The sequence below is a fragment of the Duganella callida genome (assembly GCF_004614165.1).
GTDB lineage: Bacteria > Pseudomonadota > Gammaproteobacteria > Burkholderiales > Burkholderiaceae_D > Rugamonas > Rugamonas callida.
Window position 1 is genome coordinate 58,100 of record NZ_SPVG01000265.1, and the last position, 21,247, is coordinate 79,346.

The window sequence follows — 21,247 nt, forward strand, 5'->3', positions numbered from 1 at the left end:
CATATCAGAAAGCATAACGGGCGCTGAATTTCAGGGTGCGCATAGGACCGCCGACCGAATTCGGCGTGCCCAGGTTCTTGTTGTCGCCGCCGAAGCGGTTCTGCGGATTGCCCGGACCGCCCGCCCAGCCGTCATAGCCGCCGTAGTTGATACTGTTGAACAGATTCAGCACGTCCAGCCGCAGCGCCACGTGGCCATAGCGGAAGCCGACGTCCTTCGCCAGACCGACATCGACCTGGTGGAAGGCGTTGGCCTCGCCCTTGGCCGACACGCACTGGGCGAACCCTTTCGAGCAATCGGTGATACGGTACGGCAGACCGGAACCCAGCGTCACCTTCCCCGACAACATCAGCCCCCACGGCAGCACGCCGTCGGACACCCCGGACACCACCAGCCGGTGCTTCTCGACGTCGGTCGACGGATTCCAGGCGTAGGGATAGCGGCCATAGGTCCAGTTGAAGATATCGTTGGTCCACTCCTTGTTGGTGGTCTCGCCGCGGCTGTAGGTATAGGTCGCGCCCAGGCTCCAGGTCGATGACTTGGTGTAGGGCTTGTCCATTTTCAGATAGATGTTGTCGGTCTTGGCCTGGGTGATGAAATCGCCCAGCACCAGTGTGCCGAATCCGGGCACGGAACCGAACAGCGGATCGATCGGACTTTGCGTGCCCCAGCCGCCTTTCGGATCGCGGTTGCCGCCGAACCAGTTGAACTGATTGTGGCTGCGCGAATTGGTGTAACCCACCTCGCCGTTCCAGATGCCCAGCGCCTGGCGCAGACCCAGGCTGTACTGGTCGGTGTAGGCCATCTTGTGGTCATTCCTGATCATCCAGATCTCGCCGCCCGACTGCGCGTTCTTCTGCGCCTCATCCAGCGCATGGTTGGCGATGGTGCGGTCGTAGGCGCGGCCCCAGCCCGCGAACAGCACCGAGGCGCGGTCGCCGAACAGGTCGTAGGACAGGCCCAGGCGCGGCGCCCAGGCGTTCTTGAACGGCTTGCGGCTGTTGCCAGTGCTGATGTAATCCTTGATGTTGACGCCGCCCTTGGCCAGCGACTGCGCATAGGTCTGTCCGGCCGGCGCACCGTCGCGCGGGTCCTGCTTGTCGAAGATGGCCACACGATCGGCCGGCGTGACGTAGTGATCGTTCAGCATATTGTCTTCGTAGTCGTAACGCAGGCCGAGGTTGAGCAGCAGCTTGTCGTTGTACTGCCAGTCGTCCTGCAGATAGAGGCCGTATTGGTTGTTCGAGAAGTCCACGCCATTGGCCGGCACCGCCGGCTCGGTGCGGATGATGCTCGGCTGCCCGGTCACGGTATCGATGCGCTCATATAGCTTGTCGACGGCGAAGGCGGTGCCGGACAGGTTGTAGGTGATGTGCTTGACCTTGACGCCGCCCTTCAGCGTATGCCCCTTGAAGCCGGTGTAGGTCAGATCGTCCTGCGCCAGCTTGCCCTCCTGCTGGCGGTACTGGTTGTTGGGCGAACCGCCGGTGATGATCACGTCCACCACGTTGTTGTCGGTATTGCTGGGAGAGACCTGGTAGCGGATATACGGCCGTGTGGCGGTGGAGTGCGGATTCCAGGTGTACTTCTCATAGCCCAGACGCGCCTCGTTGAGGAAGCCGTGCGTATTCCATTCGTGCTTGAAGTCGAAGCGGTCTTCGTCGTTGCTGCGGTTGAGCACATTCTCGGCGGTGCTCAGCTTCTGGTCCTCGGGAATGACGTCGGTCTCGCGGCGGATGCGGGCCGTGGCTTCGACACGCTGGTCTTCGGTCAATTGCGTGTCCAGCTTCAGCAAAAACAAGTCTTCCTTGAACGACGACACGGTGGCGCCCTGCTCCTTCAGCAGCTCGGGCACGATGCCGGCATTGGGCAGCAGGTCGGTGCGCTGGGCGATGACCTGGCGCGGGCTGTCGATCTTCTTGCCCTCGTAGGCGAAGAAGTAATGCGCCTTGTCCTTGACGATAGGGCCGCCGAGCGTGACGCCGTACTGGTCCTGCGAAGAGGCCGGCCGACCTATGCCTTGCCGCTCCGCGTCCTTCTGAAACGGGTCCATGGCCGTGACGTTGGTGCCGGTATGGTCCCAGAACGCATCGCCATGCAGCTCGTTGCCGCCCGACTTGGTGACGGCGGTGATGGCGGCACTCGACACCTGGTCATATTCGGCCTTGTAATTCTGCGAAATCACCTTGTATTCGGCCACCGCCGATTGCGGGAAGGGATTGCCGCGGCTCGAATCGAGGCCCGCTATGCCGCCGCGCAGAATGTTGTTCTTCTGGCTGACGCCATCGATGAAGACATTGACGTTGTCCTGGTTCTGCGCCCCGCTCTGCAGCTTGACGTTGCCGCTCTGGTCGACGTTGAAACGCACGCCGGGCGCCAGGTCGGCGAAGGACAGGAAGTTGCGCGTCACCTGCGGCAGCTTCTCGATCTGCTGGCGCGATACCGAGGTGCCGACCTCGGACCCGGCGACGTCGCGGCGCGTGGCGGAACCGGTGATCACCACCTGCGTCATGCCGTCCTGCAGCTGCAGGTCGACCTGGCTGGTCTGGCCGACGCTCAACGTCACCAGCTCCGAGGTCTGGTCGCCCACCTTGATCTGATACGTGCCCGGCGCCACGCCGGTCAAGATGTAACTGCCGTCAGCACGCGTGACGGCGTTGTAGGCATAACCGTTCAACTGGTTCACCGCCACCACCGGCGTGCCGGCCGCCGCCGCGCTGCCGCGCGTGACCTGGCCCTGGATGGTGGCGGTACTCAACTGCGCGCTGGCGTAGGGTGTGACGATCAGCGCGGCGGCCAGGGCGGCCGCCATGATGGATAGCGTGGGTGTGCGGCGTGTAGCTGTTTTCATGTTCGTCTCCTGATTCTTGTTGTATGCATCTAGGTCATGAAGCTGCTGTGGTAAATCGTTATGGCGGCGATTCTCCCGTCGAGGCGCGCAGCACCAGCTCCGCGGCCAGGGTCTGTGTGGTGGGCGTGCGGTCGCCCGACTGGCCGATGGCCGCATGCAGGCGTTCCAGCGCCTGCACGCCCAGCTCCGCGATCGGCACGCGCACGGTGGTCAGCGCCGGGCTGACGTAGCGCGCAATCGGAATATCGTCGAAGCCGGCCAGCGCCATGTCGCGCGGTATTTGCAAGCCGCCCTGGGCCAGGGCCAGCAGCGCGCCGATGGCCATCATGTCGTTGGCGGCAAATAGCGCCGATGGACGCTGCGTAGCCGGCATCGCCAGCAGTTCCGCGCCCACCGCCTGGCCGGATTCCTCGGAAAAGTCGCCGCTGAATACGCGCGCCACGGCGGCCGGCGCCAGTTCGCGCAACGCGGCCTGGTAGCCGCGCAAGCGCTCCTGCGCCTCGTAGTTGCCGGCCGGGCCGGCGATGAAGGCGACGTCGCGGTGGCCGCGCGCCAGCAGATGCGCCACCATCGCACGGGCGGCGCTGTAGTTGTCGACCGCCAGCGCGGGATGGCCGGCGGCCGAGCTGTTCATCAGCACCACCGGCAGTTCCTCGGGCAGGTTCTCGCTGAGGAAACCGGCGTCCATGTGCGGCGACATCACCAGCAGGCCGTCGACGCGGCCGCGCATGGCGCGCAGCACCAGCGCCGCTTCGTCGGCGTCGCTGTGCAGGCTGGAGACCATCAGGTGCAAGCCGCGGCGGCGGGCGGCGCCGTCTATGCCGCGTATCATCTCCGAGAAGAATTCGCCATACAGGTCGGGCAGCAGCACACCGATGGTGTTGGTGGTGCTGGTGGTCAGGCTGCGCGCGCCCACGTGCGGCACGTAGCGCAGTTGCCGCATGATGGTCAGGATGTGCTGGCGGGTGTCCTCGGTCACGCTGGCGTGGCCGTTGAGCACGCGCGACACCGAGGCCACCGACACCCCGGCCGCCTGCGCCACATCGCGGATCGTGATCGCCATCTGCACCCTTTCAAGGAAAATGTAACCGGTTACATTGTTTGCAAAAAATAAAACCGACCACGTTTCGGAGAAATGTAATCGGTTACATGCAATGTTGAGACAAGTCTAACCGCGCTTTTGGCGCGATGTAAAGACTTTTTTGCAACGGTGCGCTACAGGGTTTTGACGAATTCGCGTATGCCACCGAGCAGCATTTCAACCGACATCGCGGTCAGGATCAGACCCATCAGGCGTTCGAAGGCGGTCATCACCTGCGGTCCGAGCACGCGCTGCAGCTTCTCGGCGCTGAGGAACACCAGCAGCCAGATCACGCCGACGGACGCCAGCGCGGCCACGTGCACCAGCACCTCGCCCGTGCTCTCGCGCGAAAACAGCAGCACCGTGGCCAGCGCCGATGGTCCGGCCAGGGCCGGAATCGCCAGCGGCACGATGAACGGTTCGCCGCCGTCGGTGCGTCCGAGCACGCCGTCCGGATGCGGGAAGATCATGCGGATCGAGATCAGCAGCAGGATCACGCTGCCGCCGATGCGCAGCGCCACCTCCGACAGGTGCAGCGCCGCCAGGAAATGGCGGCCGAAGAACATGAAGATCAGCAGCAGCACGAAGGCGATGCCGCACTCGCGGATCACGATGCGCGGCCGGCGCGCCGGCGGCACGGGATTGAGCACGCTGGCGAACAACGGCACATTGCCGAAGGGATCGGTCACCAGCAGCAGGAGGATAAAAGTCTGGAAGAAGTCCTGGGTCATGTAATCCGCTTGAAAAAATAAAAACGGGAGCCTGAGCTCCCGTTCAAGTTTACCACCAGTTTCGTCTTATGCCGACTTGCGACGGCGTGCGATGGCGCCAACCAGGGCCAGACCGCCCAGCAGCATGGCGTAGGTTTCCGGTTCCGGTACTGGCGTAGCGTAGGTGTAGGTGACTTTGGCGTAGCCGCTGAACGACGGCAGCACCAGCGAACGGGTATTGCCCGAAATGCCTGCGATCACACTGGTGGTGGACGCAGCCAGGTTGGCGTGCGCACTGCCGGTGCCGGAGAACAGCGCCAGACTGGCGGCATCGCTGTAGGTGCTGCTGCTGCTGAACGGCGACGAGAACGTGTACGAACCGCCGGAGGTGCCGGCGTAGTTGCTCAGGCCGTCAAACACACTGGCGTTGAAAGTATGGCTATCGCTGGACGTCAGCGTCTGGCTAACGCCGGACAAGGTGAAGGTCAGCAGCGCGCCAGCCGTGGCCTTGATGGTCGAAGCGGAGCTGGTGCTGGTGTTTTCCACTTTCACAGTGGTGCCCAGGTTGCTGAACAGCTGCACCTGTACCGATTCCAGCGTGCCCAGGGTGGCGTCGAACTTGGCGAAGTCCAGCGCGCCGGCGGCGCTGCTCTTGGTGTAGTTCAGTACGTTCGAATTGACGGTGTAGGTCTGCACGGCTGCCGATGCATCCACGGCCGCAGCCAAGGCGGCGACAGCCAGGGCGATTTGAGTCAGTTTTTTCATGTTGTTCCCTTTAATTAACGCTGTCGCGATTAAGCCTTGGCAGCGCGCTTGCGCTTGGCGACCACACCCAGCACGCCCAGACCCAGCAGCAGCATGCCGTAGGTTTCTGGCTCAGGCACTGGCGCGGCAGTGTAGGTATAGGTCACGGTGCCGTAGCCGCCCGCCTTGGTGGCGAACTGGGCGTCGATGCCGTCACCTTCTACCGACGACCACGCTTTGGCGGAAATCAGGGTAGCGATGTTGCCAGTACCGGTGAACAGCGAGAGGTCCGACACATTGGTGAAGGTGGCGGTGCTGTGGGCGTTGACGGTTTTGCTGTCGGCGAAGGTATCGCCGGCAGCCACGCCCACGCTGGTGTTGTACAGCGTTTCGTTGATCAGCACCAGATTGCTGCTGTCCGGACGGCTCAGTGCCACGGTGGCGCCCAGGCTGAACGGAACGTTGGTCAGTTCATCGTTGTAGTTGGTCAGGCTGACGGAGCCGTTGATGTCCGAATACAGATTGAAGGTGACCGAAGTCAGCGTGCCCAGCGAAGTGTTGAACTTGGCGAAGTTCAGAAAATCGCTCCAGTCGGTGTCCTTGCTCACAATGACATTGCTGGTATTCGACACGGTCAGCGTGGCGGCGGATGCCGAGGCGGCGGCAAAGCAGGCTGCAACCAGCATCGCTTGCGAGAGTTTTTTCAGATTCATGGATGTTCCCGACAAATTATTATTTCCGTTGATCAATTTACTTCTGCAAGTGCCGTCGGCATTTTTACACTGCAACTCACTTACTTCAAAACTTGAAGCTATCTTAACATAAAATGCGCCAGAGTCATTTCTTTTTTGCATCGATAAGATCATTTGAACAATAATAATTTCCCAACATAAATATTTTGTTGTAAATTGTGCGCAGGCACAAAAAAAGCGGCCCATGGGCCGCCTTTTGAGACGCTTAAGCAAGGGTTTCCCTTACGGTTTGTTCGTACGGCGCGGCGCCACAGGTTTGCGCCGCAGCGCCCAACCCATCAATCCCAGGCCGGTCAGCACCATGATGCCGCTTTCCGGCTCCGGCACGGCGGCGGCCGCTTCGTAGGTGTAGGTCACGCGCGCATAGCTGTCCATGTTCAGCTTGGTGGTGTATTTGTTGTTGCCGCTGCCGCTCAGCGACTGGGTCGACAGTCCGGACACCGCCGCCAGATAGCTGCCCGTGCCGATGAACGCGTCCAGGCCGGTGGTATAGGTCGCGGCTTTGCTGATGGTCCAGGGATCCAGCACGTAGTGCATGCCGGAGGTGCCGCCATAGTCGGGCTGACCATCGTACGACGGCAGCAGGAAGCTCTTGCTGCCGGTGCCCGTCACCGCCAGGTTGCCGCCACTGTTGAGCAGCGTCAGGGTGCCGGTGGCCGAGACCGTAAACGAATTGGTGCTGCTGCCCTTGTTCTCGATGTAGAGATCGCCGGACAGCGTATTGAACAGATCGATTTCCACCGACTTCAACGTCCCGAGTCCGGCGTCGAACTGGCTGAACGACAGGTTGCCGGGATTCTTTTCGACGTTCAGGATGCTGGTCGAGGTGACCTGTATCAGGCTGGCCTGGGCGTTCAGCGCAAAGGCGGCGGCGGCCAGGCCGGACAGCAATGGAATCAGCTTGTTCATGGCCGTCCCCTTACAGCCGCGGCGCGCCGGCCCGGCGTTGAGCCGCATATGCCACCACGCCCAGTCCCAGCAGCAGCATGCCGCAGGTTGCCGGTTCCGGCACCGGCGCCGCGTCGAAGGTGTAAATTACCTTGCCGTAGCCGTTGGCATAGGTATTAAAGTCGGCCGACAGGCCGCTCGGCCCGGACGACGCGCTGACCGCCTGCACAGACAAGACCGAGCTGAGATAGCCGGCGCCGGTAAACAGGGCCAGGTCGCCGGCGCCGCCCAGCAGCGCATCGATGCTGAGCAGTTGGTTGCCCGACGCCGCATTGACGATGCTCTGGCCACTGACGATGCCGACGCTGGTGTTGTACAGGCTGGCGGTGTGCGTCGCCAGCAGGCTGTTGTCGGGACGATACAGGCTGAGCGTGGCATCCACGCTGACCGGCACATTGGCGTCATGAATACTCTGGTTGTCCAGATCCACCGAGCTGGTGACGGCGGACGAATAGATTAGTTCGATTCCGATCAGGTGGCCCAGTCCAGCGTCGAACTGGCGGATCGCCAGCGGCGCCGACAGGTCGGTCAGGCTGCTGCCGACGGCCGTGATGTCATAGCTGATGGTGGTCGGGGCTGCAACAGCCGAGGCGGAAAACATAGCGCCGGCGCACAGTGCAACTGTCAAAGGAATCAGTTTCATGGCGGCTCCTGTTATGCGGAAAGGACTTATCTAAAAAATATCTTAGCATACCTTTTGGAAAATCGTTTCTTTTTTTGCAGCGTTCGATGAAATTTTGAAATTATCGTTTCAGCAAGGAAACAGTCAAAAAAAACGACCCGAAGTGGGTCGTTTTTTTTGCTGTCATCCGGCCGCATCACTGACCGTTGCTCTCGCCCTTCTTGATCCAGGCCGCCAGCTGGTGCGGGCGCAGGCCGTCGTAGTCTTCGAACGGCTGGTGGATCCACGGGTTGTGCGGCAGTTCTTCCATCTGGTAATCCGGCTTGAATGCCGAGCTGCCCTTGGTCCAGATCACCGCGGTCTTCACTTCGGTCACGCCGGTGAAGTTGTCCTTCAGGTGGTCCACCACCTTCATCAGCGTGACGCCGGAATCGGCCAAGTCGTCGATCAGCAGAATCTTGCCGGACAGTGGCCCCTTGGTCATGGTCATGTACTTGGCGATGTCCAGGTCGCCCTGCACGGTGCCCTTGTCTTCGCGGTAGGAGCTGGTCGACAGGATCGCCAGCGGAACGTCGAAGATGCGCGAGAAGACGTCGCCCGGACGCACGCCGCCGCGCGCCAGGCACAGCACCATGTCAAACTTCCAGCCCGACTCGTGCACCTTGAGCGCCAGGCGCTCGATCAGGCGGTGATACTCGTCCCAGGAGACCCAGAGGTGTTTTTCGTTCGATTGTGGGGTGTTCATGACTCGTTATTCCTAGATTATTCGAACGGATGACGCAGAACGATGGTTTCTTCGCGATCCGGACCAGTCGATACCATGTCGACCGGCACGCCGACCAACTCTTCGATACGCTTGATGTAGTTGCGCGCGGCCAGCGGCAGCGCCTCCATGGACTTGGCGCCCACGGTGCTGTCCTTCCAGCCCGGCATTTCCTCGTATACCGGTACGCAGCGCGCGGCTTCCTCGGCGCCCGACGGGAAGATGTCCACGGCCACGCCATCGATGGTGTAGCCGGTGCACAGCTTCAGGCTTTCCAGGCCGTCCAGCACGTCCAGCTTGGTGATGCACATGCCGGTCACGCCGTTGATCTGCACCGAACGGCGCAGCAGCGCGGCATCGAACCAGCCGCAGCGGCGCGCACGGCCGGTGACGGTGCCGAACTCGTGGCCCACTTGCGCCAGGTGATGGCCGACGCCCTGGTCGGTCGGCAGTTCCGACGGGAACGGACCGGAACCGACGCGGGTGGTGTAGGCCTTGGTGATGCCCATGACATAGTGCAGCATGTTCGGACCGACGCCGGCGCCGGCGGCGGCATTGCCTGCCACGCAGTTCGACGAGGTGACGAACGGATAGGTGCCGTGGTCGACGTCCAGCAGCGAACCTTGCGCGCCTTCGAACAGCAGGTTGGCGCCGGCCTTGTGCGCGGCATACAGTGCGCTCGACACGTCGGTCACCATCGGGCGCAGGCGCGGCACGTAGGCCAGCGCGTCGTCCAGGGTCTTCTGGTACTCGATCTTCGGCGCCTTCAGATAGTGCTCCAGCACGAAGTTATGGTAGTCCAGGTTCTCGGCCAGCTTCTCGGCGAAGCGCTTTTCGTTCAGCAGGTCGGCGATGCGGATGGCGCGGCGCGCCACCTTGTCTTCGTAGGCCGGGCCGATGCCCTTGCCGGTGGTGCCGATCTTGGCTTCGCCGCGCGCGGCTTCACGCGCCAGGTCCAGCGCCGAGTGGTAAGGCAGGATCACCGGCGCGGCGTCCGACACTTTCAGGCGCGAGGCGACTTCCACCCCCACCGCTTCCAGCTTGTCGATTTCGCGCAGCACGTCCGGCACCGACACCACCACACCGTTACCGATGTAGCAGGCCACGCCCGGACGCATGATGCCCGACGGGATCAGCTGCAGCGCGGTCTTGACGCCGCCGATGACCAGCGTATGGCCGGCGTTGTGGCCGCCCTGGAAGCGCACCACACCTTGTGCATGATCGGTCAACCAGTCGACGATCTTGCCTTTACCTTCATCGCCCCATTGGGTGCCGATGACGACCACGTTCTTTGCGTTTTTCTTTACCATCACACTAACCTAAGTTTTTAAGAATCCAGTTACTACCGTTATCGTCGAGGACCAGCGCGCGATCGCACTCGAACTCGTCCAGTTCGTGGTTCTGACCAGGCATACTCTGGATAACCACTTCGCCGGACTTGCGCAGCTCGGCGATTTTTTCCTTCAATTCCGGCGCATTGCCCCACGGCGCGCGGATCGAATGCTTGCGCTCCGCGGTCGGCAGCAGACGCGCCAGCTCGCGCAGGTCGAGCGAGAAGCCGGTGGCGGGACGCGCCCGGCCGAACGCCTCGCCGACGTGATCGTAACGGCCGCCGCGTACCACCGCGTTCGGCAGGCCGCTGACGTACAGTGCAAAAATCGCACCGCTTTCGTATTGGTAGCCGCGCAGGTCGGCCAGGTCCACCAGCACCCTGGCGCGGCCGATCGCCGACGCGGCCAATGCCGCCAGTTCGGCCAGCGCCTTGGCGATGCCCGGCAGGTCCGGCAGCACTTCGCGCGCGCGCTTGAGCACCTCGATGTCGCCGTACAGGTTGGGCAGCGCCAGCAAGGCGTCGCGCACCGACGGCCGGTAATCGGCGCTCAGCGCCTGCAACGCCGGCACATCCTTGGCGCGCAGCGCCGCATACAGTTTAGCTTCGTCGCGGCGCGCCGCGTCGTCGTGCTCCAGCAGCGCGCGCAGCACGCCGACGTGCGTCAGGTCCAATCGCACTTCGGTGAAGCCGGCCAGGGCCAGCGAGGCCAAGGCCAGTTCCTGGATCTCGGCGTCCGCTTCCAGGCCGGCGTGGCCATACATCTCGGCGCCGATCTGCAGCGGCTCGCGGGTGGCGTGCAGGCCCGACGGACGGGTATGCAGCACGCTGCCGGCGTAGCACAGCCGGGTCACCGAGGCGCGGTTCAGCAGGTGGGCGTCGATGCGCGCCACCTGGGTGGTCATGTCGGGACGCAGGCCCAGCATGCGGCCAGACAGCTGGTCGACCAGCTTGAAGGTGCGCAGGTCGGTATCCTCGCCGGCGCCGGCCAGCAGCGACTCCAGGTATTCGAGCAGCGGCGGCATCACCAGCTCGTAACCGTACAGGCGGAAATTGTCCAGCATCAGGCGGCGCAACTCTTCAATCTTGCGCGCTTCCGACGGCAAAACGTCGGCGATATTCTCGGGCAGTAGCCAGTTTGGCATGGGACGTAAATTAAGAAATGAACAATGCGGCGCACGCGCCCTGGCCGCGAACTGGACGACCGAACCTGATATTTTACGCGAAAACGCGTCTTTATAGGGGGAAAAGATGCGATCCGGCGAGCCAGGGCGGCCCGCCGGAGAGGATCAGACTTACTTTTTCGCTGGGGCGGAAGCGCCGGCGCTGCCTGCGCCAGCACCTTTGAGGTACTTGAAGAAGTCCGAGCTGGAGTCGATCACCATCACGTCGCCGTGGTTCTTGAAGGTGGTGGTGTACGCCTGCAGGCTGCGGTAGAACTTGTAGAACTCGGGATTGCGGCCAAACGCTTCGGCATAGATGGCCGAGGCCTTGGCGTCGCCCTCGCCGCGAATCTGTTCGGCGTCGCGATAGGCTTCGGCCAGGATCACGGCGCGCTGGCGGTCGGCGTCGGCGCGGATCTTTTCCGACTCGGCCGAACCGGTCGAACGCAGCTCGTTGGCCACGCGCAGGCGCTCGGCCTTCATGCGGTCGTACACCGAGTTGTTGATCTGCTCGACGTATTCCACCCGCTTCAGGCGCACGTCGATGATCTCGACGCCGATCTGCGACGCTTCCTGGACCACCTTGGTGCGGATGCCCTCCATCACCTGGCCGCGCTGGCCCGAAATCACTTCCGCCACGGTGTGCTTGGTGATTTCCTCGTTCAGCGCCGCCTTGACGATCTGCGACATGCGGTCGCGCGCGCGGCCCTCGTCGCCGCCGAAGGTGACGTAGTACAGCTTGGGCGCGTTCTCGCCGCGGCCGATGCGCCACTTGACGAAGCTGTCCACCAGGATGTTCATCTTCTCGGCGGTGATGAAACGCTCGGCGTCCGGCGTCTCGATCGTCATGATGCGGTTATCCAGCAACAGCACGTTCTGGAACGGCGGCGGCAATTTGAAATGCAGCCCCGGCTCGCGGATGACTTCCTTGATCTGGCCCAGCGCGAACACGATCGCATATTTGCGCTGGTCGACCACGAACACGGTCGACGACAGCAGCATCAGCGCGATGAACGCGACGACCACAAAACTAGCGATGCGATTCATTAACGGCTCTCCCGGTCACGTAAGGCTTCGCGCGAACGCGGGTCGCGCAGGCGATTGACTTCCACCGACGGCACCAGGTCGTTCGGCAGGGACGCGGCGGCCGGCGGGGCGTTGGCCGCCGCTTGCGCCGCGGCGCGCGCGGCGGCGGCTTGCGCATCGGTGGCGGCGGCCTGGGCGATCAGCTTGTCCAGCGGCAGGTACAGCAGGTTGCTGCCGGTCTTGGCGTCCACCATCACCTTGGAGGCGCTGGCGAAGATCTGCTGCATGGTGTCGAGGTACATGCGGTCGCGCGTCACGCCCGGCGCCTTCTGGTACTCGACCAGCACCTGCTTGAAGCGCGAGGCGTTACCGGTGGCGTTCTCCACAACCATCGAACGGTAGGCTTCCGATTCCTGCAGCAGGCGCGAGGCGGTGCCGCGCGCTTTCGGGATCACGTCGTTGGCGTATGCCTGACCTTCGTTCTTCTGGCGCTCGCGGTCCTGCCCTGCTTTCACCGCGTCGTCGAAGGCGCTCTGCACCTGCTCCGGCGGCTGCACCGCCTGCAGCGTGACGGTCGAAATCAGCACGCCCGAGGCGTAGCGGTCGAGGATCTGCTGCATCAGCTGCTGGGTCTCGAAGGCGACCTTGTCGCGGCCCTCGTACAGCACGAAGTCCATCTTGTTCTTGCCGACGATTTCGCGGATCGAGGTCTCGGCCACCTGGCGTACGGTATCCTCTTCATCGCGGTTGTTCATCAGCCAGGCCACCGGGTCTTTCAGCTTGAACTGCACGGCGAACTGGATGTCGATGATGTTCTCGTCGTCGGTCAGCATCAGCGACTCGCGCGTCTGCTTGTTCTTGATGTTGCCGCGATAGCCGATTTCGACCACGCGCATCTGCGACACCTTCACCGTTTCATCGCTCTGGAACGGATACGGCCAGCGCCAGTTGAAACCGGAGCCCGTGGTGTGACTGACCTTGCCGAAGGTGTAGACCACGCCGGTCTGGCCTTCCTGCACGATGAAGGAACCGCTGGCCAGCCAGATCAGCGCCACCACCACCGCCACCGCGCCGGCGGTGGCGCGCATGCCGCCGCTCAGGTCCGGGCCGGGACGCGGGCCGCCATCGCCGCCATCGTTGCCGTTGTTGTTATTGCCGTTCGGGCGCTTCTGGCCGAACAGATTGTTCAGGCGCTGGTTGAAGTCGCGCCACAGTTGTTCCATATCGGGCGGACCGCCCTCGCCGGGCTTCTTGCCTTCATTGGCTTGCGGCTTGTTGTCCTTGCCCGAGCCCCAGCGGGGATCGTTCAGCGACAATTTCACGCCCAGTCGTTTCATAAATGAGGAGACACGCATCAGTGTGGTCCAACGTGAGTGAAGGTGGGACTGCTCTCTACTTCTTCTAATTCTTGTTCTGCTTCATACGTTTCATTCAGCCGGGCACCAGGCGCGGCCTTGGCCCATTCGACGATGGCCTCGCGCAGCAGGTCCAGTCCCTGGCCCGTCCGCGCGCTGAGGAATACCCGGGAAATCTTATCATATTCATCTCGCTCCACCGACGGTTCGAGGCCCGCCGCGTCGATCTTGTTCCAGACCAGGATCTGCGGGATATGATCGGCGCCGATCTCCTTCAGCACCAGATTGACCTGTTCGATCTGCTCCATGCGCACCGGCGACGCGGCGTCCACCACGTGCAGCAGCAGATCGGCATGGATGGTTTCCTCCAGCGTGGCGCGGAAGGCCGCCACCAGCTGGTGCGGCAGCTCGCGCACGAAGCCGACCGTGTCGGACAACACCACGTGCCCCACTTCCGCGTTCATGTAGACGCGACGCGAGGTCGTATCCAGCGTGGCGAACAGCTGGTCGGCCGCGTACACGCCGGCCTTGGTGACCGCGTTGAACAGCGTCGACTTGCCGGCGTTGGTATAGCCGACCAGCGAAATCGAAAAGGTCTGGGTACGGTTGCGCGAACGGCGCTGGGTCTCGTGCTGCTTGCGCAGCTTGGCCAGACGCGAGCGCAGCATCTTGACGCGTTCGCCGATCAGGCGGCGGTCGGTCTCCAGCTGGGTTTCACCGGGACCGCGCAGGCCGATACCGCCCTTCTGGCGCTCAAGGTGAGTCCAGCCGCGGATCAAGCGGGTGGCCAGGTGCTGCAGCTGCGCCAGCTCGACCTGCAGCTTGCCCTCGTGGCTCTTGGCCCGCTGGGCGAAGATATCGAGGATCAGGCTGGTACGATCCAGCACCCGGATGTTGAGACGCTTTTCCAGGTTGCGTTGCTGCGCCGGCGACAGCGCGTGATTGAAGATGACGATTTCGACGCGGTCCGCCAGCACGGCCTGGCCGATCTCGTCGGCCTTGCCGCTGCCGACGAAATAAGCCGCGTCCGGTGCGGAGCGCCTGGCCGTGATGGTGGTCACCGGTTCGGCGCCCGCCGACCGCGCCAGCAACTGCAATTCCTCGATGCCGGCGGCAAAGTCGCCCTGGCCGAAATCCACACCGACTAGAGCTGCGCGCATACGACGGTCAGGCTAAGTAGAGAGAAGCGATGCGGCAAATGCTTATTCCGCTTCGTTTTCAATATTGAGGTTGACGGCGCGTGCCGGCACCACGGTGGAGATGGCGTGCTTGTAGACCATCTGGGTCACGGTGTTACGCAGCAGGACGACGTATTGGTCGAACGATTCGATATGGCCTTGCAGTTTGATGCCGTTGACCAGATAGATCGAAACAGGAACGTGCTCTTTGCGCAGTGCATTGAGGAATGGGTCTTGTAACAGTTGCCCTTTGTTGCTCATAACAGCTCCATTTTATGTTGTTGTGTTGGAAGTGGAGGCGAAGCGCTTGAAATTCAAGTACGTGGCCCAGCGAAAACTCTATCAAAAGTCAAACTATTTTCGCTGAAACACCGCTCGCCACGTCAAAAGTGGTGCTTCTAAGCCACTGTACCTTGTTTTTGCACTTTTTGCAGGGTGTTCCTGTAAAAAAACCGCTTATTTTTCCTGATTTTTTGCAAACGGGTTTTTGCCGGTCCGCAGCTCGATGCGCAATGGCGTGCCGACCAGGTTGAAGGTGTCGCGGAAGTGCTTTTCCAGGTAGCGTTTGTACGGCTCGGCGATGGCGTCCAGCGAGTTGCCGTGGATCACGATCACCGGCGGATTCATGCCACCCTGGTGGGCGTAACGCATCTTCGGACGGGTGCCGCCCTTGCGCTTCGGCTCCTGCTTTTCCACCGCCTCGATCAAGGCGCGGGTCAGCTTGGGCGTCGACAGGTCGGCGAAGGCGGCGGCGTAGGCCTGGTCCACCGATTTCATCAGCGGGCCGATGCCCTGCGCCTTCAGCGCCGAGATGAAGTGCAGCTTGGCGAAGCCGAGGAAGTCCAGCTTGCGGTCGATGTCGATCTTGATCTCGTCGCGCTGCCACGATTCCAGGCCGTCCCACTTGTTGACGGCGATGACCAGCGCGCGGCCGGTCTCCAGCACGAAGCCGGCGATGTGCGCGTCCTGCTCGGAGATGTCCTGCTGGGCGTCCAGCATCAGCACCACCACGTTGGCTTCCGAGATCGACTGCAGCGTCTTCACCACCGAGAATTTCTCGATCGCCTCGAACACCTTGCCGCGGCGGCGGATGCCGGCGGTATCGATCAGGGTGTACTGGGTGCCGTCGCGCTCGAACGGAATCTCGATCGAGTCGCGCGTGGTGCCCGGCATGTCGAAGGCGATCACGCGCTCTTCGCCGACCAGGGTGTTGATCAGGGTGGACTTGCCGACGTTGGGACGGCCGACCAGCGCGATCTTCACGCCGCGCTCGGACTTCTCCAGCTCTTCCGGCGCTTCCGGACGCTGCTCGAACGCCGTGTCCAGCGCCAGCTCGACCAGGTCGGCCACGCCGTCGCCGTGCGCCGACGAGATCACCGCCGGTTCGCCCATGCCCAGTTCATAGAAGTCGGCCACCACGGCGGTGTGGCGCATGCCTTCCGCCTTGTTCACCACCAGGATCACCGGACGGCCGCTCTTGCGCAGGAAGTCGGTAATGGTCTTGTCGTGCGGGGTCATGCCCTGACGGCCATCGACCAGGAAGATCACCACGTCGGCCTCGGCCACGGCCTGCTTGGTCTGCTTGGCCATCTGGTGCAGGATGCCTTCCTTGGCCACCGGCTCGAAACCGCCGGTGTCGATGACAAGGAAAGGACGTTCGCCGACGCGGCCTTCACCGTAGTGACGGTCACGCGTCAGGCCAGGAAGGTCCGCCACCAGCGCATCGCGCGAGCGGGTCAGACGATTAAACAAGGTCGATTTCCCTACATTGGGTCGACCCACAAGTGCGATTACCGGCTTCATGCTTTTATTATTCGACCGCTAGCGCGGTCACAGTCCCTGATTGGGTTTGGAAAATCAAATTCGTGCCCGATACGACGGGGTCGGCCTGAATGGCGCTGCCGTCGGTCTGGACACGACCTATAAACGAACCATCTTCCCGCGACAGGAAGTGGATATACCCCTGGTAATCGCCCACTGCCACCGTGCGGCCGTACGACACGGGGGTCGACAGCACGCGGTAGGTCAGTTTATCGTTTTTCCAGGCGTTGGCGCCGTTCTCACGGCTGAAGGCCGACACCGTGCCGTTTTCGTCGGAGACGAAGACGAAACGCTGATCGACGGCCACACCCTTGTCGGACGACGCCGCCTTGCTCCATTTCGGCGCGCCAGTGGCGGCGTCGAAGCAGGCCACGCGGCCCTGGTAGGACACGGCGCAGACATCTTTTTCAAAAATCACCGGCGTGCCGGCGATGTCGGTCACGCGTTCCAGTTCGGTGGCGCCGCGCGGTTCGCCGACCACCACCTCGAAGCGCTGCAGGCCGCCGGCCACGGTCAGCGCCAGCAGCTTGCCGCCCGGCTGGGCGATGTAGACGTTGGCGCCGTTGATCACCATGCCCGGCGCGTTGCGCAGCGTCAGGGCCGGCGTGGTGCGGGCCACGTTCCACTTCTTCTCGCCGGTCTTGGCGTCGAAGCCGCTGATGGTATTGTCGACGCTGCGCACCACCACGATGCCCGCGCCCACCACCGGCGACGACAGCACTTCACTGGCCGCCTGCGCCTTCCACAGCTGCTTGCCGTTGGCATCATACGCCAGGATCTGGCCCTTGACGCCGCCGACCACCACCACTTCGCCGTCGCTGCCGACGCCCGCGGTCAGGTCGGTACCGGTCTTGACGCGCCACAGTTCCTTGCCGCTGGCGGCGTTCAGGCGCGACAGCGCGCCGTCCGCATCCGCCACGAACACGCTGTCGCCGGCCACCGCCGGGGTGAAGACGTTGGTGCCGGCCTTGCCGGTCGAGTATTTCCACACCTGCTTGGGCACCAGCGATGGATTCTTCAGTTCCACCAGCACCGCCGGCTGATTCTTGCTGTCTTTGGAGCCGAACAAGGAACACCCGGCCAACATCGCAAACACGCTTGCTGCAACTACTTTCTGGGTAATACGCATATTAGTTTTCAACCTTGATCGTTACTCGTCACGTGCTTACGCGGTGCCGCCGGCGGCTTCCAGTTTCAGTTCAATCAGCTTGCGGCCAGGATTGTTCTTGTCGGTGGCATCCAGCGCGGCCTTGTAGGCGGTGCGCGCTTCGGTCAGCTTGTTCTGCGCGAACAGGATGTCGCCCTTGCGGTCGGCCACCGCGCCGGCGAACGATGCCGGCACATCGCCGTTCAGCACCTTCAGCGCTTCGTCGTAGGCCTTCTCGTCGAGCAGCACACCGGCCAGGCGGATCTTGGCCACTGCCTTGAATTCATCGGCACCGTGATCGACAGCCCACTGCAGCTGCGCCTTGGCCGACTTCAGATCGTTGGCTTCGAACGCGCTCTTGGCGGCCACCAGCGCGCCCATCGGCGCGTAGGCGGTGCTGGCGAACTTGCTTTCCATGTCGCCGGCGGCGCGCAGCACCTTGGCGTTGTCCTTGGCTTGCACGGCGTTCTGCAGCTCGTCGTACAGCGCCGACGCCTGGCCGGCCTGGTTACGCTGGTAGTAGTTCCAGCCGTTCCAGCCCGCGTAGGCTGCCAGACCCGCGATCAGCACCCAGGTGGTCACATTGCCGTACTTGTCCCACCACGCTTTGAGGGACGCAATTTGTTCTTGTTCTTCAAGATCGTATGCCATGGTATTCGTCTGCCGTTGTTATGGATTGATGATTAGTGATTGCAGTTTTCGTCGTGCACGTGGTGATGGTGATCGCCGCTGTCGGTGATCTGGTCCACCACGAAGTCTACTACCTCGTCGAACGGCACCGTGGTTTGCTGCGCCTCGCCTTCGGCGGCGCGCATGGCTTTCACGGCGGCGGTATGGTTGGCCACTTCGTCCTCGCCGATGATCACGGCGAAGGCGGCGCCGCTGCCGTCGGCCTTCTTCATCTGCGACTTGAAGCTGCCGGGACCGGCCGCGGTCGAGCCGTGCATGATCACGTCCAGGCCGGCATCGCGCAGGCGCTCGCCCAGCACGAAGGCTTGCAGCTGCGCGCCCTCGCCCTGATGCACCAGGTAGACGTCGCACTGGTTAGGCATCTCCGGCTCGCCGGCTTCCTTCATCAGTTCCAGCAGGCGTTCGATGCCCATGGCGAAACCGACGGCCGGCGTCGGCTTGCCGCCGAAGGAGGCGATCAGCGGGTCGTAACGGCCGCCGGCGCACACCGTGCCCTGCGAACCCAGCGCGTCCGTCACCCATTCGAACACGGTGCGGTTGTAGTAATCGAGGCCGCGCACCAGGCGCGGATTGATCACGTACTGCACGTTGGCGTGATCGAGAATCTTGCGCACGCCGTTGAAGTGAGCCAGCGATTCCTCGCCCAGGTAGTCCAGCAGCTTGGGCGCGCCGTTGACCATCTCCTGCATGGCGGGATTCTTGGTATCCAGGATGCGCAGCGGGTTGCTGTGCAGGCGGCGCTTGGCTTCCGCGTCCAGCAGGTCTTCATGCTTTTCCAGGTAGGCGATCAGGTCGACGCGGTGGCGCGCGCGTTCCTCGGCGTCGCCGATCGAGTTGATCTCCAGGCGGATCTCCGGCAGGCCCAGGTCATCCCACAGGCGGCGGCACATAATGATCATTTCCGCGTCGACGTCGGGACCGGTGAAGCCCACGGCCTCGCAGCCGAACTGGTAGAACTGGCGGTAGCGGCCGCGCTGCGGACGCTCATGGCGGAACATCGGGCCGGTGTACCACAGGCGCTTCGGACCTTCGTAGACCAGGTTATGCTCGATCACCGCGCGCACCGCGCCGGCCGTGCCTTCAGGACGCAGGGTCAGCTGGTCGCCGTTCATCGAGTCCTCGAACGAGTACATCTCTTTTTCGACGATGTCGGTGACGGCGCCGATGGCGCGCTTGAACAGCGCGGTGTCTTCCACGATCGGCGTGCGGATCTGCTGGAAGCCATAGCTCTGCACCACCGACTGCGCGGTGTTCTCGAACAGCTGCCACAGATGCGCGTCCTGCGGCAGGATGTCGTTCATGCCTTTGACGGCGACGATTTTTTCAGATTTGGACATGTTCTTTACTGTAGTTCTTCTTCACGTAATTCAGTACGATTTCCTGGAATTCCTCGACGATGCGCTCACCGCGCAGCGTGGCCACCTTGGCGCCGTCGACGAACACCGGCGCCGCCGGCGACTCGCCGGTGCCCGGCAGGCTGATGCCGATATTGGCATGCTTGGATTCGCCCGGCCCATTGACGATGCAGCCCATCACGGCCACGTTCATCGCTTCCACGCCCGGATAGGTCTTTTTCCATTCCGGCATCTGCTCGCGCAGGAAGGTCTGGATGTTGTCCGCCAGCTCCTGGAAGGTGGTCGAGGTGGTGCGGCCGCAGCCCGGGCAGGCGATCACCATCGGCGTGAACTTGCGCAGGCCCATGGTCTGCAGGATCTCCTGGCCGACCACCACTTCCTTGGTGCGGTCGCCGCCCGGTTCCGGCGTCAGCGAGATGCGGATGGTGTCGCCGATCCCTTCCTGCAGCAGCACCGACAGCGCCGCGGTCGAAGCGACGATGCCCTTGCTGCCCATGCCGGCCTCCGTCAGGCCCAGGTGCAGCGGATAGTCGCAGCGTTTCGACAGTTCGCGGTAGACGGCGATCAGGTCCTGCACGCCCGAGACCTTGCACGACAGGATGATCTTGTCGCGGCCCAGCCCCAGTTCTTCCGCGCGCACGGCGTTTTCGATGGCGGAGGTGATCAGCGCTTCATACATCACCTGCTGCGCGCTCCACGGGTTGGCGCGCACGGCGTTTTCGTCCATGATGCGCGCCAACAGCGCCTGATCCAGGCTGCCCCAGTTGACGCCGATGCGCACCGGCTTATCGTAACGCGCCGCCACTTCGATCATCTGCGCAAATTGCGTGTCGCGCTTGGCGCCCTTGCCGACGTTGCCAGGATTGATGCGGTACTTGGACAGCGCCTTGGCACATTCCGGATAATCGTTCAGCAGCGTGTGGCCGTTGTAGTGGAAGTCGCCGACCAGCGGCACGTCGACGTCCATCTTGTCCAGCTGTTCGCGGATGTAAGGCACCGCCTCGGCGGCTTCCGGACGGTCCACGGTCAGGCGCACCAGCTCCGAGCCGGCGCGTGCCAGGTCGCGGATCTGGATCGCGGTCTCGATGGCGTTGGCGGTGTCGGTGTTGGTCATGGACTGCACCACCACCGGTGCGTCGCCGCCGACCCAGATCTTGCGCTCGCCGTGCTGGATCAGCACGCGGCGACTGGCGCGGCGTTCGCCCGGACCCGAAGGAATAGCAGTTTGGCTCATGATGTGTCTACTCGGTTCTTTACTTGATGTTCACGCGCGAAATCGTACCGCCCGGGATGTTCGGCAAGGCCAGCGGCTGTCCACCCAGCGTCGCCTTGACGCCGCTCGGCTTGCCGACGATCAGCAGGGCCGGATCCTTGATATCGAAGGTCTCGGTACTGCCCGCCTTGACCAGGCGCGAAATCAGCGGCGTCGTGCCCGGACGGCGGATTTCCACCCACGAGTCCTCGGTCAGCGTCAGCACCAGTTGGTGGCCGGTGCCGGTCACTGCGGCCGGCGCGGTGGCCGGCGTAGCAGCAGCGGCAGCAGCGGCAGTCGGCGCTGGCGCAGGTGTCTGCGCGGCAGGCGCTGCGCCAGGCTTCGCGACCGGCGCGGCCGCCATCGGCGACACCGTTGCCGTCGTCGCGGAATTCGCGGCCGGTGCAGTTGCTGCTGGCGACACCGCCGCCGTCGGCGCAGGTGCGGCCGTCGAAGCCA

General features: G+C 63.1%; 20 protein-coding genes. All 20 read right to left on the bottom strand.

The window, feature by feature from the left end; all coding sequences use genetic code 11:
- Window positions 1-4 precede the first annotated feature (4 nt).
- Window positions 5-2,851, bottom strand: a complete 2,847-nt coding sequence (locus E4L98_RS28045; protein WP_167761471.1) for a TonB-dependent receptor — start codon at window positions 2,849-2,851, stop codon at window positions 5-7.
- 58 nt (window positions 2,852-2,909) lie between these two features.
- Window positions 2,910-3,914 carry a LacI family DNA-binding transcriptional regulator gene (locus E4L98_RS28050; RefSeq protein ID WP_135204828.1) on the bottom strand — a complete coding sequence of 335 codons (1,005 nt, stop codon included), beginning with the start codon at window positions 3,912-3,914 and terminating at the stop codon, window positions 2,910-2,912.
- A gap of 152 nt (window positions 3,915-4,066) precedes the next feature.
- Window positions 4,067-4,663: a MarC family protein gene (locus tag E4L98_RS28055; RefSeq protein ID WP_135204829.1), complete on the bottom strand. Its 597-nt coding sequence runs from the start codon at window positions 4,661-4,663 to the stop codon at window positions 4,067-4,069.
- A gap of 66 nt (window positions 4,664-4,729) precedes the next feature.
- Window positions 4,730-5,407 carry a choice-of-anchor E domain-containing protein gene (locus E4L98_RS28060; protein WP_135204845.1) on the bottom strand — a complete coding sequence of 226 codons (678 nt, stop codon included), beginning with the start codon at window positions 5,405-5,407 and terminating at the stop codon, window positions 4,730-4,732.
- Between the two features lie 29 nt (window positions 5,408-5,436).
- Window positions 5,437-6,099, bottom strand: a complete 663-nt coding sequence (locus tag E4L98_RS28065; protein ID WP_167761472.1) for a choice-of-anchor E domain-containing protein — start codon at window positions 6,097-6,099, stop codon at window positions 5,437-5,439.
- A gap of 261 nt (window positions 6,100-6,360) precedes the next feature.
- Window positions 6,361-7,047: a choice-of-anchor E domain-containing protein gene (locus E4L98_RS28070; RefSeq protein WP_167761473.1), complete on the bottom strand. Its 687-nt coding sequence runs from the start codon at window positions 7,045-7,047 to the stop codon at window positions 6,361-6,363.
- A 10-nt stretch (window positions 7,048-7,057) separates the two neighbouring features.
- Window positions 7,058-7,729 carry a choice-of-anchor E domain-containing protein gene (locus tag E4L98_RS28075; protein ID WP_135204848.1) on the bottom strand — a complete coding sequence of 224 codons (672 nt, stop codon included), beginning with the start codon at window positions 7,727-7,729 and terminating at the stop codon, window positions 7,058-7,060.
- A 175-nt stretch (window positions 7,730-7,904) separates the two neighbouring features.
- Window positions 7,905-8,453, bottom strand: coding sequence for a phosphoribosyltransferase (locus tag E4L98_RS28080; protein WP_135204830.1), 549 nt, complete (start codon window positions 8,451-8,453; stop codon window positions 7,905-7,907).
- Between the two features lie 17 nt (window positions 8,454-8,470).
- Window positions 8,471-9,781 carry an adenylosuccinate synthase gene (locus E4L98_RS28085; protein WP_135204831.1) on the bottom strand — a complete coding sequence of 437 codons (1,311 nt, stop codon included), beginning with the start codon at window positions 9,779-9,781 and terminating at the stop codon, window positions 8,471-8,473.
- A gap of 4 nt (window positions 9,782-9,785) precedes the next feature.
- Window positions 9,786-10,946 carry an ATP phosphoribosyltransferase regulatory subunit gene (locus E4L98_RS28090; protein WP_135204832.1) on the bottom strand — a complete coding sequence of 387 codons (1,161 nt, stop codon included), beginning with the start codon at window positions 10,944-10,946 and terminating at the stop codon, window positions 9,786-9,788.
- Between the two features lie 150 nt (window positions 10,947-11,096).
- Window positions 11,097-12,011 (bottom strand): protease modulator HflC, encoded by a 915-nt coding sequence (gene hflC / locus E4L98_RS28095; RefSeq protein WP_135204833.1) that lies wholly within the window; start codon window positions 12,009-12,011, stop codon window positions 11,097-11,099.
- Window positions 12,011-13,327 carry an FtsH protease activity modulator HflK gene (gene hflK, locus E4L98_RS28100; protein ID WP_229257610.1) on the bottom strand — a complete coding sequence of 439 codons (1,317 nt, stop codon included), beginning with the start codon at window positions 13,325-13,327 and terminating at the stop codon, window positions 12,011-12,013. Before hflK ends, hflC begins: the two co-directional genes overlap by 1 nt.
- A gap of 17 nt (window positions 13,328-13,344) precedes the next feature.
- Window positions 13,345-14,505: a GTPase HflX gene (gene hflX / locus E4L98_RS28105; RefSeq protein WP_135204835.1), complete on the bottom strand. Its 1,161-nt coding sequence runs from the start codon at window positions 14,503-14,505 to the stop codon at window positions 13,345-13,347.
- Between the two features lie 42 nt (window positions 14,506-14,547).
- Window positions 14,548-14,784 (bottom strand): RNA chaperone Hfq, encoded by a 237-nt coding sequence (hfq, locus tag E4L98_RS28110; RefSeq protein WP_072780809.1) that lies wholly within the window; start codon window positions 14,782-14,784, stop codon window positions 14,548-14,550.
- A gap of 195 nt (window positions 14,785-14,979) precedes the next feature.
- Window positions 14,980-16,326 (bottom strand): ribosome biogenesis GTPase Der, encoded by a 1,347-nt coding sequence (gene der / locus E4L98_RS28115; RefSeq protein ID WP_135204836.1) that lies wholly within the window; start codon window positions 16,324-16,326, stop codon window positions 14,980-14,982.
- 7 nt (window positions 16,327-16,333) lie between these two features.
- Window positions 16,334-17,473, bottom strand: coding sequence for an outer membrane protein assembly factor BamB (bamB, locus tag E4L98_RS28120; RefSeq protein ID WP_135204837.1), 1,140 nt, complete (start codon window positions 17,471-17,473; stop codon window positions 16,334-16,336).
- A gap of 36 nt (window positions 17,474-17,509) precedes the next feature.
- A complete protein-coding gene (locus E4L98_RS28125; RefSeq protein WP_135204838.1) occupies window positions 17,510-18,142 on the bottom strand; it encodes a YfgM family protein in 633 nt (210 codons plus the stop codon).
- 32 nt (window positions 18,143-18,174) lie between these two features.
- The gene (hisS, locus tag E4L98_RS28130) at window positions 18,175-19,518 is read right to left on the bottom strand and encodes a histidine--tRNA ligase (RefSeq protein WP_135204839.1); all 1,344 of its coding nucleotides are present in this window, start codon (window positions 19,516-19,518) and stop codon (window positions 18,175-18,177) included.
- On the bottom strand, window positions 19,505-20,770 hold the full coding sequence (gene ispG, locus E4L98_RS28135; RefSeq protein ID WP_135204840.1) for a flavodoxin-dependent (E)-4-hydroxy-3-methylbut-2-enyl-diphosphate synthase: 1,266 nt from the start codon (window positions 20,768-20,770) through the stop codon (window positions 19,505-19,507). Before ispG ends, hisS begins: the two co-directional genes overlap by 14 nt.
- A gap of 19 nt (window positions 20,771-20,789) precedes the next feature.
- On the bottom strand, window positions 20,790-21,247 hold a 458-nt coding region (locus tag E4L98_RS28140), incomplete at its 5' end, for a DUF4115 domain-containing protein (protein ID WP_135204841.1).